This window comes from Neoroseomonas soli, from assembly GCF_018129065.1.
GTDB lineage: Bacteria > Pseudomonadota > Alphaproteobacteria > Acetobacterales > Acetobacteraceae > Neoroseomonas > Neoroseomonas soli.
In genome coordinates this window covers 66,047-81,897 of record NZ_JAAEDM010000015.1, presented here as the reverse complement: position 1 = coordinate 81,897, position 15,851 = coordinate 66,047, and the positions used below count along the sequence as shown (strand labels likewise).

14 protein-coding genes, 2 tRNA genes and 1 pseudogene are annotated in these 15,851 nt (G+C 71.0%); 4 read left to right on the top strand and 13 right to left on the bottom strand.

Annotation, left to right across the window (positions count from 1 at the left end; genetic code table 11):
• The 3 genes and pseudogenes from GXW76_RS08455 to GXW76_RS08445 all read right to left on the bottom strand — a co-directional run.
• A pseudogene (locus tag GXW76_RS08455) lies at positions 1-383 on the bottom strand (hypothetical protein); the annotation flags it as partial.
• 29 nt (positions 384-412) lie between these two features.
• Complete coding sequence (locus GXW76_RS08450; protein ID WP_211861563.1) at positions 413-2,251, bottom strand: arginine--tRNA ligase; 1,839 nt, start codon at positions 2,249-2,251, stop codon at positions 413-415.
• Positions 2,252-2,258: 7 nt separating this feature from the next.
• Complete coding sequence (locus GXW76_RS08445; protein ID WP_211861562.1) at positions 2,259-3,407, bottom strand: deoxyguanosinetriphosphate triphosphohydrolase; 1,149 nt, start codon at positions 3,405-3,407, stop codon at positions 2,259-2,261.
• A gap of 106 nt (positions 3,408-3,513) precedes the next feature.
• On the opposite strand from GXW76_RS08445, the gene GXW76_RS08440 reads away from it, so the two are divergent.
• Both GXW76_RS08440 and GXW76_RS08435 read left to right on the top strand, forming a co-directional pair.
• The gene (locus GXW76_RS08440; protein ID WP_211861561.1) at positions 3,514-3,867 is read left to right on the top strand and encodes a HesB/IscA family protein; all 354 of its coding nucleotides are present in this window, start codon (positions 3,514-3,516) and stop codon (positions 3,865-3,867) included.
• Between the two features lie 90 nt (positions 3,868-3,957).
• Positions 3,958-4,725 (top strand): exodeoxyribonuclease III, encoded by a 768-nt coding sequence (locus GXW76_RS08435; RefSeq protein ID WP_211861560.1) that lies wholly within the window; start codon positions 3,958-3,960, stop codon positions 4,723-4,725.
• A gap of 6 nt (positions 4,726-4,731) precedes the next feature.
• Here the strand turns inward: GXW76_RS08435 and GXW76_RS08430 are convergent, their stop codons facing one another.
• The 10 genes from GXW76_RS08430 to GXW76_RS08385 all read right to left on the bottom strand — a co-directional run bounded on the left by GXW76_RS08430 (position 4,732) and on the right by GXW76_RS08385 (position 15,522).
• Complete coding sequence (locus tag GXW76_RS08430) at positions 4,732-5,082, bottom strand: hypothetical protein (protein WP_211861559.1); 351 nt, start codon at positions 5,080-5,082, stop codon at positions 4,732-4,734.
• 26 nt (positions 5,083-5,108) lie between these two features.
• A complete protein-coding gene (locus tag GXW76_RS08425) occupies positions 5,109-5,324 on the bottom strand; it encodes a hypothetical protein (RefSeq protein WP_211861558.1) in 216 nt (71 codons plus the stop codon).
• 81 nt (positions 5,325-5,405) lie between these two features.
• A complete protein-coding gene (gene ilvD / locus GXW76_RS08420; protein ID WP_211861557.1) occupies positions 5,406-7,130 on the bottom strand; it encodes a dihydroxy-acid dehydratase in 1,725 nt (574 codons plus the stop codon).
• An 85-nt stretch (positions 7,131-7,215) separates the two neighbouring features.
• Positions 7,216-8,223: an LLM class flavin-dependent oxidoreductase gene (locus tag GXW76_RS08415; protein WP_211861556.1), complete on the bottom strand. Its 1,008-nt coding sequence runs from the start codon at positions 8,221-8,223 to the stop codon at positions 7,216-7,218.
• Between the two features lie 38 nt (positions 8,224-8,261).
• Positions 8,262-9,080 (bottom strand): DUF72 domain-containing protein, encoded by an 819-nt coding sequence (locus GXW76_RS08410; RefSeq protein ID WP_211861555.1) that lies wholly within the window; start codon positions 9,078-9,080, stop codon positions 8,262-8,264.
• Between the two features lie 69 nt (positions 9,081-9,149).
• A complete protein-coding gene (locus tag GXW76_RS08405) occupies positions 9,150-9,338 on the bottom strand; it encodes a hypothetical protein (RefSeq protein ID WP_211861554.1) in 189 nt (62 codons plus the stop codon).
• 6 nt (positions 9,339-9,344) lie between these two features.
• Positions 9,345-12,044 (bottom strand): valine--tRNA ligase, encoded by a 2,700-nt coding sequence (locus GXW76_RS08400; RefSeq protein ID WP_211861553.1) that lies wholly within the window; start codon positions 12,042-12,044, stop codon positions 9,345-9,347.
• 380 nt (positions 12,045-12,424) lie between these two features.
• A complete protein-coding gene (locus GXW76_RS08395) occupies positions 12,425-12,979 on the bottom strand; it encodes a DUF2497 domain-containing protein (protein ID WP_211861552.1) in 555 nt (184 codons plus the stop codon).
• Complete coding sequence (locus GXW76_RS08390; RefSeq protein WP_246514032.1) at positions 12,976-14,496, bottom strand: TolC family outer membrane protein; 1,521 nt, start codon at positions 14,494-14,496, stop codon at positions 12,976-12,978. Before GXW76_RS08390 ends, GXW76_RS08395 begins: the two co-directional genes overlap by 4 nt.
• A gap of 369 nt (positions 14,497-14,865) precedes the next feature.
• The gene (locus GXW76_RS08385) at positions 14,866-15,522 is read right to left on the bottom strand and encodes a protein-L-isoaspartate O-methyltransferase family protein (RefSeq protein ID WP_211861551.1); all 657 of its coding nucleotides are present in this window, start codon (positions 15,520-15,522) and stop codon (positions 14,866-14,868) included.
• A 115-nt stretch (positions 15,523-15,637) separates the two neighbouring features.
• On the opposite strand from GXW76_RS08385, the gene GXW76_RS08380 reads away from it, so the two are divergent.
• Positions 15,638-15,711: transfer RNA gene (locus tag GXW76_RS08380), tRNA-Cys, on the top strand.
• A gap of 59 nt (positions 15,712-15,770) precedes the next feature.
• Positions 15,771-15,846: transfer RNA gene (locus tag GXW76_RS08375), tRNA-Asn, on the top strand.
• Positions 15,847-15,851: the final 5 nt, after the last annotated feature.

Genomic DNA, 15,851 nt, shown 5'->3' with positions numbered 1-15,851 from the left:
GGCGCGACTGGTGCGGGCGCGCCCGGGCGCGGCGCGGGCTGCGCGACCTGCGCTCGCAGCGCATCGAGTCGCGGCGCCTCGGGTTCCGGGGCCAGCCGTCCTCCGCCAGTCTGGTTTGCGCCGCGGTTGCGCTCGAAGATCAGTTCGTCCTGGTTGGGCACGCGCAGCCCGCCGGGATCGTCCGGGCGCACCTTGAAGGGGCGCGGATCGGCCTCGATGAGCGGCACGCTGCGCACGCCACCCAGGCGCATGACGCCCCACACCACCGCGCCGCCGACCATGAGTGCCGCGGCGAGCCCCGCGCCGATGGCGAACAGTCGCCAGGGCGGCCCGCCGCCGTTCGACGGACGCACCCGATAGGACGGTACCGGAATGTCGTTCACGCCCCACCCCCTGGGCCGTGCTCAGCCCGTCAGCGCATCTCCTCCACCGGCGTCACCCCCATGACGCCGAGGCCCGAGCGGATCACCGTCGCGGTCGCCGCGACGAGGGCCAGCCGGGCCCGGGTCGCCTCCGGATCCTCCGCCCGGATGAACCGGAGCGTCGAATCGTCGCGACCACGATTCCACAGTACATGAAAATCCCCGGCCAAGTCCTGAAGATAGAACGCGATCCGGTGCGGCTCACGCGCTGTTGCGGCTGCTTCCACGGTGCGCGGCCAGGCGGCGATGCGGCGGATCAGAGCCATCTCCGCCGGATCCATCAGCGCATCGAGCGGCGCCGAGACGAGGTCCGCCACCGCCGGATCCCCAGCCTGGCGCAGCACCGAGCGGCAGCGGGCGTGGGCGTACTGCACGTAGAAGACCGGGTTGTCGCGCGTCTGCTCCACGACCTTGTCGAGGTCGAATTCCATCTGCGCGTCCGACTTGCGCGTCAGCATGGTGAAGCGCACCGCGTCGCGGCCCACTTCCTCGATCAGGTCGCGCAGCGTGACGTAGGTGCCGGCGCGCTTGGACATGCGCACGGGCTCCCCCGCCTTCATCACGTGCACGATCTGGCAGAGCACGATCTCCAGCGGCACCTTCCCGTCCGAGACCGCCCGCACCGCCGCCTGCATGCGGGAGACGTAGCCGCCATGGTCGGCGCCCCAGACGTCGATCAGCAATTCGTGCCCACGCCCGATCTTGTCGGCGTGGCAGGCGATGTCGTTGGCGAAGTAGGTGTTCGATCCATCCGACTTGCGGAGCGGCCGGTCCACGTCGTCGCCGAAATCCGTCGCCCGGAACAGAGTCTGCGGGCGCGGTTCCCAATCGTCGGGCGTCTTGCCCTTCGGCGGTTCGAGCACGCCCTCATAGAGCAGGCCCCTGTCCTCGAGCAGCCGGACTGCGCCCTCGACGGACCCGGCCTCGACCAGCGCGCGTTCGCTCAGGAACACGTCCTGCTTCACGCCGAGCAGCGCGAGGTCCTCGCGGATCTCGGCCATCATCATCGCGACCGCGGTCTCGCGCGCGGTGTCGAGCCAGGCGGTCTTCACCAGCCAGCCGCGTTCCAGCGCCGGCGCGAAGGCGGAAAGCGTCTCCTCCGCCGGGAGCTTCTCCCCTTCCATGCGGCGGGCGGCAAGGCTGTCGCCGAATCGTTCGGCCAGGGCTTCGCCCACGGCGACCAGGTAGTCGCCGCGATATTGCAGCGTCACGCCGAAGCGGCGCTCGGTCGCCTCCGCGGTCCAGTCCTCGCCGTTGAGCGTGACGGCGCGCAGGTAGCGCCAGTACGCCGCCCAGCCGAGCGCGATCACCTGGTTGCCGGCATCGTTGACGTAGTACTCCTTGGTGACGGCCCAGCCCGCCTTGGCGAGCAGGTTCGCCAGCGCATCGCCCACCACCGCACCGCGGCAATGGCCGACATGCATCGGTCCGGTCGGGTTGGCCGAGACGTACTCGACATTCGCCTTCACATTCGCGCCGAGCCCGCTGTCCCCGAAGCGTTCCCCGACACGCAGCACGGCCGGCACCTGGGTGCGCAGGAAGTCCTCCTGCAGCCGCAGGTTCACGAAGCCGGGGCCGGCCGGCGATGCCTCGCTGACCATGGGCAATGCCGCCAGCCGCTCCGACAGCGCCGCGGCGAGCTTCTGCGGCGGCATGCGCGCGGGCTTGGCTGCGACCAAGGCGGCATTCGTCGCCATGTCGCCATGCGCGGCATCGCGCGGGGGCTCGACCTGCACGCGCGCCAGGGCTTCGGGAGGCAGGTCGGGCACCAGGGCGGCCAGCGCGCCGCGCACCTCCTGCGTCAGCAGGGTGAAGATGTTCTCGGTCATGGGGTGCTCAGCCTGGGATGTCGGGGTCGGTCATGCGCCGGTGTTCCTCCAGCGCGTAGCGGTCGGTCATGCCGGCGATGTAGTCGCACACCACCAGGGCGCAGCGCGTGCTGCCGGGCTCCCCGGCGCGGGCGCGCCAGATCGGCGGCAGCATCTGCGGCCCGCCGTGCAGCAGGCTGAACAGCACCTGCACCACGCGCTTGGACTTCGCCATGGTGCGGTTGACGCGCCAGTGCCGGTACATTCGGTGGAAGAGGAAGTCGCGCACCGCGAGGTTGGCCTCCGTCATCGCCTCCGAGAAGGCGACCATGGGCCGCGCGGCGCGGCGGATGTCGTCCACCGTCTGCGGTGCCAGCGCGGCGAGGCGCCGGCGGCTTTCGATCACCACGTCACCGACCATGCGGTTGATGACGCGGCGGATCATCTCGGGCGCCAGGCGCTCCGGCGGCACGTCGGTGGCGCAGGCGCGGGCCTCGTGCAGCGCCTCCCCGATCAGGGGCAGTTCACCGACCTCCTCGAGCGTGAAGAGCCGCGCCCGCAGCCCGTCGTCGAGGTCATGGTTGTTGTAGGCGATGTCGTCGGCCAGGGCGGCGACCTGCGCCTCGGCGCTCGCATGGGTGTCGAGGTCGAGCGGGTGCTGCGCGTCGTATTCGGCGATGTAGGGCGAGGGGCGGCGCAGTGGGCCGTTGTGCTTGGCGAGGCCTTCCAGCGTCTCCCAGGTCAGGTTCAGCCCGTCGAAGCCGGCGTAGCGCGTCTCCAGCGCCGTGACGGCCTTGAGCGACTGCGCGTTGTGGTCGAAGCCGCCATACGGCTTCATCGCGCTGTTCAGCGCGTCCTCCCCCGCATGGCCGAAGGGCGGATGGCCGAGGTCGTGGGCGAGCGCCAGCGCCTCCGCCAGGTCCTCGTCCAGCGCCAGCAGGCGGGCGATGGAACGGGCGATCTGCGCGACCTCGATGGAATGGGTCAGGCGGGTCCGGAAGTGGTCGCCTTCGTGATAGACGAAGACCTGCGTCTTGTACTGAAGGCGGCGGAAGGCGGTGGCATGGATGATGCGGTCCCGGTCCCGCTGGAAGGGCGAGCGCGCGTCACCTCCCGCTTCCGGGTATAGCCGGCCGCGGGAGGTCTCGGGCCGGACGGCATAGGGCGCGAGACTCATGGCCGGGGGCCGTAGCATCCGGGCAGGCCCCCCGGCAACCGCACCCCCGCGTTGGAACGGCGCGCGGGAGCGCCTATCTTTGACATTACGAGGAGTGACCCCCGCCATGCCCGACGGCGCCAGCCCCGCCCCTGCCTTCCGCGTGACCGACCGCGCCCATGCCCAGATTGCCGACATCGCCAGCCGGGACGGGCGGGCCGGCGCCGGGCTCCGCCTGGCCGTCGAGGCCGGCGGCTGCTCGGGATTCCAGTACAGGTTCGGGCTGGAGGACGCGCCGGCCGAGGAGGACCTGGTGGTCGGCGAGGGCGCCGGGCGGGTCTTCGTGGACCCGGTGTCGCTCGACCTGTTGGCCGGGGCGGAACTGGACTGGGCCGAGGAACTGATCGGGGCGCATTTCGCCATCCGCAATCCCCAGGCGGCGTCCGCCTGCGGGTGCGGGTCGTCCTTCTCGGTCGGCTGAAAGACGTGCGGGGGAGGAGAACCTCCCCCGAACCCCCTCCCTTTTCTGGCAGGGCCGCACCTCCTGCGTCGGCGCGGCAAGACGAGGCCCATGAAACTCGCGACCTTCAACGTGAACTCGATCCGGCAGCGCGCCGGACATGTGGCGCGGTTCCTGCAGCGCGAGCAGCCGGACCTGCTCTTCCTGCAGGAGACGCGCTGCACCGCGGAACAGGTGCCGGCCCTGGAGTTCGAGGCGCTGGGCTACAGGACCCATGCCGTCGGACAGGCGGGCGGGCGGAACGGCGTGGCGGTGATCGGGCGCATCCCCTTCGAGATCGTCGCCGAACACCTGCCCGGCGACGACGAGGACACCCAGGCCCGCTATGTCGAGGTGCGCGCGGACGGGCTGAACGCGGCCGGCATCTACCTGCCCAATGGCAATTCCGGCGGCGAGGCCGGCTTCGCCTTCAAGCTCGCCTGGATGGACCGGTTGCGGGCGGTGGCGGCGGAACGGCTCGATTCCTTCACACCCTTCGCCGTGCTCGGCGACTTCAACGTCTGCCCGACCGAGGCCGACCTGGCGCCCGGCGCCCTGCCGCCGACCGACGCCCTGGTGCGGCCCGAGAGCCGCGCGCATTTCCGCGCCCTGCTGCACCTCGGCCTGACCGACGCGCTGCGGGCGCTGCATCCGGACGAGACGCTCTACACCTACTGGGACTACGGCGCGGCCTTCGAGATCAACCGCGGCCTGCGCATCGACCATGTGCTGCTGAGCCCGGAACTGGCCGAGCGGCTGGCATCCAGCGAGGTGGACACCGGCCCCCGTTCCGAGATGCAGCCTTCCGATCACACCCCGGTGATCGCCACGCTGCGCTGAGCGCGCCTACCAGCGGCGCCCGTAATAGGGCCGCCCCCAATAGCCCGGGCGGCCGCCCCAATAGCCGCGCCCGCCCCACCCCCAGCCATAGCCCCATCCGAGGCCCAGGCTGATCGAGGGCGACACCACCACCGGCGGGGGCTGCTGCGGCACGACGTAGATCGGCACGCCCTGGTCGGCCGGCGCACCATAGCCGTAGCTGTAGGAAGGCGGGGCATAGGGAACGCCGGGCGCGGGTGGCGCGATGGCGACACCCGGCGGCGGCACGGCGGGCAGAGGCCCGAGACTGCCGTCCGGGTACACCGCGCAACCAGCGAGCGGCGCGGCGAACACCAGGCCAGCCAGAAACCGACGCATCGCTTCCTCCTCCGGCCGTGCCGGGCTCAGCGCCAGTAGCCGCCCCAGCAGCGCCCCCAGCCGTCGCAGCGCCTCGGCACCCAGTACCGCGCAGGCGGCGGCGCGCCATAGACGGCCGCCGGCGGAGGGTAAGCATAGACCGGCCCGGGTTGCGGCGCGTAGGCCACCGGCGCCGGATAGGCCACGCAGCCGCCAAGGCCGAGGCCGGCCAGCAGCGGCAGGATCAGGCGCGTGCGCATCATGGGCACTCCCCGGGAAAGGGCACTCGTGGTCCCTTTCCCGGGATCATCATGCCACCGGCGAGGTGGCAAAGGCGTGGCGGACTACTGGTCCGCGTAGCAATGCGTTTCCGCGGCCCCGCCCGGGTTGGTCACGGCGCCGAGATAGGCCGGACCGACGAGTTGCGCGTATTTCCACAGCGCGCCGGCATTGTAGTCGTGCGCGCGCGGCTTCCATGCGGCGCGGCGGCGGGCGATCTCCTCCTCCGGCACGATCATGTCGATGGTGCCCGCCTCCGCGTCGATCACGATGCGGTCGCCGTTCCGAAGCAGGGCGATCGGGCCGCCGACCGCGGCCTCCGGCCCGACATGGCCGATGCAGAAGCCGCGCGTCGCGCCCGAGAAGCGGCCATCGGTGATCAGCGCCACCTTGTCGCCCATGCCCTGGCCGTAGATCGCGGAGGTGGTGGAGAGCATCTCCCGCATCCCCGGCCCGCCCTTCGGGCCTTCGTAGCGCACTATGATGACGTCGCCGGGCTTGTAGGCGCGCATCTCGACGGCCTTGAAGGCGTCCTCCTCGCAATCGAAGCAGAGGGCCGTGCCCTCGAAGCGGAGGTTGTGCATGCCGGCGATCTTCACGATCGCGCCCTCGGGGGCGAGGTTCCCGTGCAGGGAGACCACGCCGCCGATCGGGGAGATCGGATTGGTGGTCGGGTGCACCACGTCCTGGTCCTTCGGGATGATGACCTCGCGGTGATTCTCCGCGAGCGTCTTCCCCGTGACGGTCAGGCAATCGCCCTTGACGTAGCCGCCGTCGAGCAGCGCCTTGATGATGACCGGCACGCCGCCGATGCGATGCACGTCCGCCGCGACGTATTTCCCGCCCGGCTTGAGGTCGGCGATATGCGGCGTCCTGCGCATGATCTCCGCGACGTCCTGCAGGGTGAAGCGGATGCCCGCCTCATGCGCCATGGCCGGCAGGTGCAGCACGGCATTGGTGGACCCGCCCGTCGCGCCGACGATGGCCGCGGCGTTGTGCAGCGCGTCCAGCGTCACGATGTCGCGCGGGCGGATGTTGCGGCGAATGAGTTCCACCACCGCCTTGCCGGAGGCGACGGCATAGGCGTCGCGCTCCTCGTTCGGCGCCGGCGCGCCGGCGGAGAAGGGCAGCGCGAGGCCGATGATCTCCGACACGCAGGCCATGGTGTTCGCCGTGAACTGGCCGCCACAGGCGCCCGCGCCAGGGCAGGCGTGGCGCTCGAGGTCGTCCAGATCCTCATCGGACATGTTGCCGGCCGCGTGCTGGCCCACGGCCTCGAAGACGTCGAGCACCGTCACGTCGTGTCCATGGAACTTCCCGGGCATGATCGAGCCGCCATACATGAAGACGCTCGGCACGTTCAGCCGCAGCATAGACATCATCACGCCCGGCAGGGACTTGTCGCAGCCGGCGATGCCGACCAGCGCGTCGTAGCAATGCCCGCGCATGGTGAGTTCGATGGAATCCGCGATGGCCTCGCGCGAGGCCAGCGAGGACTTCATCGACTGGTGGCCCATGGCGATGCCGTCGGTCACCGTGATGGTGGTGAATTCGCGCGGCGTGGCGCCGGCCGCCTTCACGCCCTTCTTGGCCGCCTGCGCCTGGCGGGACAGCGCGATGTTGCACGGCGCGGCCTCGTTCCAGCAGGAGGCGACGCCGACCAGCGGCTGCGCGATCTCCTCCGCCGTCAGGCCCATGGCGTAGTAGTAGGAACGGTGCGGCGCGCGCTCCGGCCCCATCGTGGTGTGGCGGCTCGGAAGCCTGGACTTGTCCCAGGTGTTGGCGGGCACGGGCTGTCTCCTCACGCTTCTGGGGTGCCGGCGACGGCCGGCCGCCCCTGTTGGAACCGCCTATCCAGGGCGGATGGGGGCCGCGTCAAGCCTGCGCCGGGGCCACCGCCATCCGATGCGCCTCGGCGAGCAGGGCGAAGGAACGCAGCCGTGCCGCGTGATCGAAGATCTGCGCGGTGACCATCAGCTCGTCGGCGCCGGTGCGGGCGGCGAGTTCGGCGATGCCGCGGCCGACCATCTCCGGCGTGCCGAGCACGGAGCAGGAGAGCGAGTGATCGAGCACGGCCCGCTCATGGCGGTCGAGCCGTGCGTCCAGCCCCTCGACGGGCGGCGGGAGCTTGCCCGGCCGGCCACGGCGGAGGCTCAGGAAGGCCTGCTGCAGGGAGGAGAACAGGAAGCGCGCCTCCTCCTCCGTCGGTGCGGCGAAGACGTTCACGCCGATCATCACGCGGGGCGCCGCAAGCCGTTCGGAGGGGCGGAAGCGTTCGCGATAGACGGCGATGGCCTCCGTCATCTGCGCCGGCGCGAAATGCGAGGCAAAGGCGTAGGGCAGGCCGAGATAGGCAGCGAGCTGCGCGCCGAAGGTGCTGGAGCCGAGGACCCAGACCTCGACCTCCTCCCCTGCCCCCGGCACGGCCTGGAGCGCCTGGCCAGGCTCGGCCGGGCGGAAATATTCGAGCAGTTCCACCACGTCCTGCGGAAAGGCGCCGGCATCGCCGGCGAGGTTGCGGCGCAGCGCGCGGGCGGCGACCTGGTCCGTGCCCGGGGCGCGGCCGAGGCCGAGATCGACCCGCCCCGGATACAGCGCCGCGAGGGTGCCGAACTGCTCCGCGACGACCAGCGGGGCGTGGTTGGGCAGCATGATGCCCCCGGCGCCGATGCGGATGCGCTGCGTGTCCTGCGCGACATGCGCGAGCGCGACGGCGGTCGCGGCGCTGGCGATTCCGGGCATGTTGTGGTGCTCGGCCATCCAGAACCGGCGGTAGCCGAGGGAATCCGCATGGCGCGCAAGGTCGCGCGAGTGGCGCAACGCCTCGCCGGCGTTGCTGCCTTCAGGGATCGGGGAGAGGTCGAGGACCGAAAGTGGGATCATGCGCCCCATATGGGCAAGGGCGACCCGGGCGGGAAGCATCAGCCCGGCACGCGCGCGATCAGCTGCATCGCGGCAGCAGGGTTGCGGGGCTTCTCGCCGCTGATGACGAAGAGGAAGACATCGCGCGGCGTCGGCTGGCCGGGCGTGGCGATCGGCGGGGCGAGGTCATCCAGCCCCTGCCCCGCAGCGAGCGCCCTGGCGCGCTTCGCCCAGGCGTCGAGCGCCACGGGCGCGTAGCCGGCCGCGTGCTCCGAACTGGTACCCATGATGCGCAGATAGGCGAAGGGCGCCGTCAGGTCCGCGATCTGCGGATACTCGCTGTCGGCGGCGATGACGACCGCCACGCCGTGGCGGCGGGCGATGGCAATGAAATCCGGGGTGCGGAAGCTTTCGTGCCGCACCTCGATGGCGTGGCGGATGTCGAGGCCGTCCACCTGCTTCGGCAGCAGGCCGAGGAAAGCATCCACGTCGGCGGCGTCGAAGGCCTTGGTCGGCGCGAGTTGCCAGTTGATGGGCCCAAGCTTGCGCTTCAGCTCCGTCACGCCGCTCGCGAAGAAGCGTTCCACGGATGGGCCCGCTTCCGCCAGCACGCGCCGGTTCGTGGCGAAGCGCGGTCCCTTCAGCGAGAAGACGAAATCCTCCGGCGTCTCGTCGTGCCAGCGGGCGAAGCTCGCCGGTGACTGAGTGCCGTAGAAGGTGCCGTTGACCTCGATGGCGGTCAGGCGGCGGCTGGCGAAGACCAGTTCTTCCTTCTGGGCCAGGCCCTTCGGGTAGAAGCTGCCGCGCCAGGGCGCGAAGACCCAGCCGCCGATGCCGATGCGGATGCGCCCCGGCGGGGCCTTCGCCGCGGGTGCCATGGGGCTACGCGCCGCAGCGCGGGACGGGGTGAAGGTGCATCGTGGTTCCTCCTCCGGCGTCCCGCGACCTTACCCCACCGCGAGCAGGAACCCCACCGCGACCGCCAGCCCGGCCGCGCCGGCGATGGACTGCGCCAGCGCCTTGCTCACCTCCCGCCCGGCGATCCGCCGCCCCGCCAGCCAGTCGCGGCCGAAAACCGTGACGACGACGAAGGCGGTGATCGCGCCGAAGAGGTTGAGCGTGGCGCTGTCGAACATGCCAGGTCAGCCGGCGATGCGCGCCATGGCGGCATCGAGGCGCGCCATTTCCGTCCGTGCGGCGACGAGGCGTTCGCGGTTCTCCTCGACCACCTCCTCCGGCGCGCGGGAGACGAAGGTCTCGTTGCCGAGCTTGGCCTCGATCTTCTGCGCCTCCCCTGCGATGCGGGCGCGTTCCTTGGCGAGGCGCGCGCGCTCGGCGGACAGGTCGATCACGTCGGCGAGCGGCAGCATGATGGTCGCCTCCCCGATCACGGCCTGGACGGCGCCCTTGGGCGGCTCGCCGTCCAGCGCGCGGATCTCGGTGGCCCGGCCTAGGCGCCGGATGGCATCCGTCCAGCGGTTCGCGCGCTCCAGGCTCTCGCCCGAGGCACCGGCCAGCAGCAGAGGCACGGTGATGGACGGGGCGACGTTCATCTCGGACCGCACGGTGCGGACCTCGGAGATCAGGCGCACCACCCAGTCGAGTTCCGCCCGCGCCTCGGCCGCGCCGTCCACGGACACGGCTTCCGGCCAGGATTCGCGAATCAGGCTGCCTTCCGGCCCATAGCCCATGCGGTGCCACAGTTCCTCGGTCAGGAACGGCATCACCGGATGCAGCATGCGCAGGATGGTGCCGAGCACATGCTGGGCGGCGCCCTTCACCTCGTCCTTCTCCGCCCCGTCCGGGCCGAGCAGCACGGGCTTGGCGAATTCCAGGAACCAGTCGCAGAAGGTGTTCCAGGTGAAGCGGTAGCAGGCACCGGCATAGTCGTCGAAGCGGAAGGCTTCGAGCGCGGCATTCGCTTCCGCGACGGCGTTGTTCGACGCATCCAGGATCCAGCGGGACAGCGGCAGCTTCGCGGTCGCCGGATCGAAGTCCTGGCGTGGCGCGATGCCGTTCATCTCGCAGAAGCGCGACGCGTTCCAGATCTTGGTAGCGAAGGCGCGATAGCCCTCGATTCGCTGCTTCGCGAGCTTGATGTCGCGCCCAGGCCCGGCCAGCGCGCAGAGCGTGAAGCGCACCGCATCCGCGCCATGCGCGTCGATCAGTTCCAGCGGGTCCATCACGTTGCCGCGCGACTTGGACATCTTCTGTCCCTTCTCGTCGCGCACCAGGCCGTGGATGCAGACGGTGCGGAACGGCACCTCGCCCATGAAGTGGATTCCCATCATCATCATCCGGGCGACCCAGAAGAAGATGATGTCGAAGCCGGTCACCAGCACGTCGCCGGGGTAGTACTTCGCGAGTTCCGGCGTCTTCTGCGGCCAGCCGATGGTGGAGAACGGCCACAGGGCGGAGGAGAACCAAGTGTCGAGCACGTCCTCGTCGCGCGTCAGCTCGACCTCGCGGCCGAACTTCTCGCGCGCCAGGCTGCGGGCCTCGTCCTCGGTGTGGGCGACGATGACTTCGCCGTCCGGCGCGTACCAGGCCGGGATCTGGTGGCCCCACCAGAGCTGACGGGACACGCACCAGGGCTGGATGTCGCGCATCCAGGCGAAGAAGGTGTTCTCCCACTGCTTCGGCGTGAAGACGGTCTGCCCGGTCTCGACGGCGCGGATCGCCGGCTGCGCCAGCGTCTTCGCGTCGACGTACCACTGCATGGTCAGGCGAGGCTCGATCGGCACGCCCGAGCGGTCGCCATGCGGGACCGCATGCGTGTGCGGCTCGATCTTCTCGACGAGTTCCAGTTCCTCGAGGCGCGTGACGATGGCCTTGCGCGCCGCGAAGCGGTCCTGGCCGACGAGGCCGCGAACGAAGTCGAGGTCCGACACGCCCTCGGCCGCGGCGAACGTCGTCGCGATCTCGTCGAGCATCACCTTGCCTTCGGCGTCCAGCACGGAGGGCGAGGCCAGCGCATGGCGCTTGCCGACCTCGAAGTCGTTGAAGTCGTGCGCCGGGGTGATCTTCACCGCGCCCGAGCCCTTCTCCGGGTCGGAATACTCGTCCGCCACCACGGGGATGGCCCGGCCGGTCAGCGGCAGGATCACGCGCTTGCCGACCAGGTCGCGGAAGCGTTCATCCTCGGGGTGCACGGCGACGGCGGTGTCGCCCAGCATCGTCTCCGGCCGCGTCGTCGCGACCACGAGGAAGCGGCCCGGCTCGCCTTCCACCGGGTAGCGGAGGTGCCAGAGCGAGCCCTTCACCTCCTTGCTCTCGACCTCGAGGTCCGAGATCGCGGTCAGGAACTTCGGGTCCCAGTTCACCAGCCGCTTGTCGCGGTAGAGCAGGCCTTCGCGATAAAGGCGCACGAACACCTCGCGCACCGCCTCCGACAGCCCCTCATCCATCGTGAAGCGTTCGCGCGGCCAGTCGAGCGAGGCGCCCAGGCGCCGCAACTGCCGCGTGATCGTCCCGCCGCTCTCCGCCTTCCATTCCCAGACGCGCTTGATGAAGGCCTCGCGTCCCATGGACCGCCGGTCGGCATTCCCCTCCTGCGCCAGCAGGCGTTCGACCACCATCTGGGTCGCGATGCCGGCATGGTCCGTGCCCGGCTGCCACAGCGCGTCCCGCCCCTGCATCCGCCGCCAGCGGATCAGGACGTCCTGCAATGTGTTGTCCAGCGCGTGCCCGATATGCAGGCTGCCCGTGACGTTGGGCGGCGGGATCATGATGGTGAAGGGCTTCGCCGGGGAAGACGGGTCGGCCGAGAAGGCACCCGACTTCTCCCAGCCCTCATAGAGGCGCTGCTCGATGGCGGCGGGGTCGAAGGACTTGTCCAGCATGGGGCGCATCCCTTCCCCGCCGGCCGCCCTGCGTCAAGGGCCGAACGCGCCGGCTGAACGGTCTACGGGCGCCCGGCTGAGGCGCAAGCAGCGCGGAGGCCCCGCGACGAACCCGGGCAGCCGCCTGCCGCACGGCATTTCCGTGGGTGTCCCGACCCGGCCGGCGCTGGCCCGGGCGGCATGGCCAAACCGTCTCATCGGTCCCTTTCCACCCGGTGGGCCGGTGGCGGTGAACTCCCGCGCGCTGCAGTCGCACCCGGCGGCGCACCCCGGCGTGGCGAAGGTCTCCGGTGCCTTCCTCGACATCCGTGTGGAAACCCGGGGTCGCATGGCGCGCAACGGCACCACACCGCCCGGACTGAGCCGGGCGGCGGAGTGGATCAGGACAGGGCGCGCCCGACCAGGCGCTCAATCTCCGCGCGCACCAGTCGCTCCACCAGCGGCGGCAGGTGCTGGTCGAGCCAGTCCTTGAGCAGCGGTCGCATTTCCTCGCGCACCACATCCTCGATGGAAGGACCGCCACGGGTCACGGTGGCGCCGCGCTCGCTGCTGACGGCGCGGAGCAACTGGCCGACGGCCGCCGTCGCCGCAGCGGCCGCGGCCGGGGCGAGCAACGCATCTGTGGCCGGAGGGGTCAGCGCCTCCGCGGCCGGGGCGGGCAGCGTCTCGGAAGCCGCGACATGCGGCGGCTCCGGCGCGGCGACCTCCGGCGGCGGGGCCATGGCCACCGATGCAGGCTCCTCGGGGGCCGTGACCATCATCTCCTCCGTGAGAACGAAAGGCTCGGCCGCGGCCGGGGTGTCGGCGGCAGGCTCCGCCGCGGGGGCTTCGTCCTCGTTCAGGATGCGCCGGATGGAGGCGAGGATGTCCTCCATCGACTGGTCGCTGGCCAAGCCGCCCGGGGCCGTGTCGGGTGGTTGCTTCGGGCTGCTCATGGCGTCCGGCGGGCCGGCGCCTGTGCCGGTGTGGCGGGCGGAAGGGTCTGCACCGTGACCGCGCCCTGTGGCGCCTGGGTGGCGGCCTCGGAGAAGTCGCCCGTGCCGACCCAGCGGTCCCTGACCGTGTTGTAGTACGCGGACGGATCGTAGAGCTGCACCGGCAGGCCGAGGTCGCGCGCCGTCAGGCGCCCGAGCGTCGACGGCAACTCGTAGGAAGCGGTGATCAGGGTCGCCAGAGCGCGGACCAGGTTCACGCGGGCGTTCAGCAATTCCTGTTCCGCGTTCAGCACGTCGAGCGTGGTGCGGCTGCCGACGATCGCCTCACGCTGCACGCCGTCGAGAGCGATCTCCTGCGCGCGGATCTGGGCGCGGGAACTCTCCACCTGCGCGCGCGCGGTGACCAGCGCCTCCCAGGCGCGCGTCGAGTCCTGCGCGGCGATCCGCCGCGCATCCGACACCGCCTGACGGGCCTGCTGCGCCTGCTGGCGTGCCTGGCGCACCGCCGCGTGCTCGGCGCCGCCCTGATAGAGCGGCACGTTCAGGTTCGCCGTCACCTGGGCGCCGGTCTGGCGCGTGCCGCGCGTGTTCTGGTTGTCGAGCCGGAAGGCCGAGGCGTTCACCGTCACCTGCGGCAGCAGCGCGGCGAACTGCACGTCGATGAAGTCGCGCGCCGCAGCCTCGTCGAACATCGCGGCGACCACGGCGGGGTTGTTGTCGGTGGCGACGCGCACGGCGTCCTGCTGCGATCGAACAGGGGACACCACCGGAGGCGGCGCGACGACGCGCGCCGGCTCGAGGCCGATCCAGCGCAGGAAGATGGCGCGGGCCGACTGGAGATTCCCCTGCGCCTGCTCGAGCTGATAGCGCGCGAGCGCGAGCCGCGCCTCGGCCTGTGCCACGTCGGTGCGGGTGATCTCGCCGACGCGGAAGCGCTCGTTCGTGGCCTGCAACTGGCGGTTCAGCACCTCGACGTTGTTGGTGTTGAGCCGCACCTCTTCCTGGTTCTGGACCACGAGGACGTAGTTGCGGACCGATTCCAGGAGCACCTGCTGCTCCGCCGCCAGGAGGCGGGCGCGCTGCGCATAGACCTGGTTCTCGGCACGGCGGGTGGAGGCGGTGGTCCGGCCGCCGCGATAGATCGGCTGACTCACGGTTGCCTGGAGGCTGCCCGTGTTGCGCGGGGAATCGGTGAAGAGCGCGAAGGGCTGCCCCGCCGTCCCCGGGTTCACCACGTTGCCGAAGACGTCGCGCTGGACAGGCACGGTCGCCGGGACGCGCGCCGTCGTGTCCGAATACCCCGCCGCACCCGCGATCACCACCGTCGGCCGCCAGCCGGCAAGCGCCTGGGGCACGTTTTCGTCCACCACGCGCACCGCCGCCCGCGCCGCAAGCAGGCTCGGGTTGTTGGAGTAGGCGGCAGCCAGGGCTTCCTGCAGCGTCTGCGACCACCCTTCGGCAGCCGGCAGGACCGCCAGGGCCGCGGTGAACAGCATCGTCTTGCGCAGGCTCGTCATAGTGTCTGCCGTCCCCCAGGATCGCCGGCCGGCCACATCCGCCGGGCCGCAGCCCGGGACGCGCCAGTAGTGTAAGCGAAGGAATCTTAACGCAGCGCAACACGGGCACGCCAGCCCGGTTCGGCAAAGAAGTGTGACTTCGGAATCACATCCACAATGCCTCGCCGTCCACCGCGCCCCCTGAAAACGTCAGCTCCATGGGGCGCCCGCGGCGGCGGAGCGCGAAGCCGTCGCGCGGCGAAGATGCCACGCCGATGTCCTGCCCGCGACGTTCACTGCTTCCGCGGCGAACATCGCAGATCGGCAGGCCACGGAAGTCCAGGGCCAGCGGCCCGGGAACGAAGCCCGAAGGTTCTGGGCCTCGGGTCGCTAGAAAGCGAAGGCCGCGGCCCCGGCGAAACCCGGCAGCGCCGGCGCATGCGCATCGAATTCCTGCGTGGCGGAGTAGGCACCGCCTGCGCGCCGCACCAGCAGCGCGCGCCCCGGCGGCCCGCCGGCGAGGCCGACGGTCACCAGCCGCCCGCCCTCGGCAAGCTGCTCCTCGATCGCGCGCGGCACTTCGGCGACGCCGCCCTCGATCAGGATCACGTCGTAGGGCGCGCCGGCGGCATGCCCGCGCGCGGGATCGGCCTCGACCAGCGTCACGCTGTCCGCCGGTGCGGCGGCCGCCAGCGCGGCACGCGCGATGGAGAGCAACGCCGGATCAGCTTCCACCGCCGTCACGGTGCCGCCGATCGCGGCGAAGAGCGCCGCGCCGTAGCCGGTGCCGGCGCCAAGCACCAGGGCACGCTCGCCGCGCTTCAGCGCGGCAAGCTGGACCAGGCGGGCAATGACCAGCGGCTTGAGCATGGCGCGCCCGCCCGGCAGCGGCAGGTCCGCATCGGCATAGGCGCGGGCGGCGAGCGCGGCCGGCGCGAAGCGTTCCCGCGGCAACTCGCGCAGGGCAGCGAGAATGCGCGGCTCCTCGACCCGGTTCGGCCGCAATTGACCGTCCACCATGTACCGGCGCGCTTCCGCGAAATCCATCTCTGTCGGCCTCGTGCAGGATCGTCGCGGCCTTATAGGTCCGTCGTCCCGAATGCGCCAAGCGGGCGCTTGACCCCGGGCGGCGCCCGGACGATATGGGGCGCCCGCGTCAGGCGGTCCGGTGGCCGAGTGGTCAGGCAAGGGTCTGCAAAACCCTCTACAGCGGTTCGATTCCGCTCCGGACCTCCACCGCGCGGGATGGGTTTACAAGGGTGCCGCTCAGCACTATACGCGGCGCCCGGCTCCGTTCCCCGATAGCTCAGTTGGTAGAGCGCGGGACTGTTAATCCCTAGGTCGTAGGTTCGAGTCCTACTCGGGGAGCCAAGCCC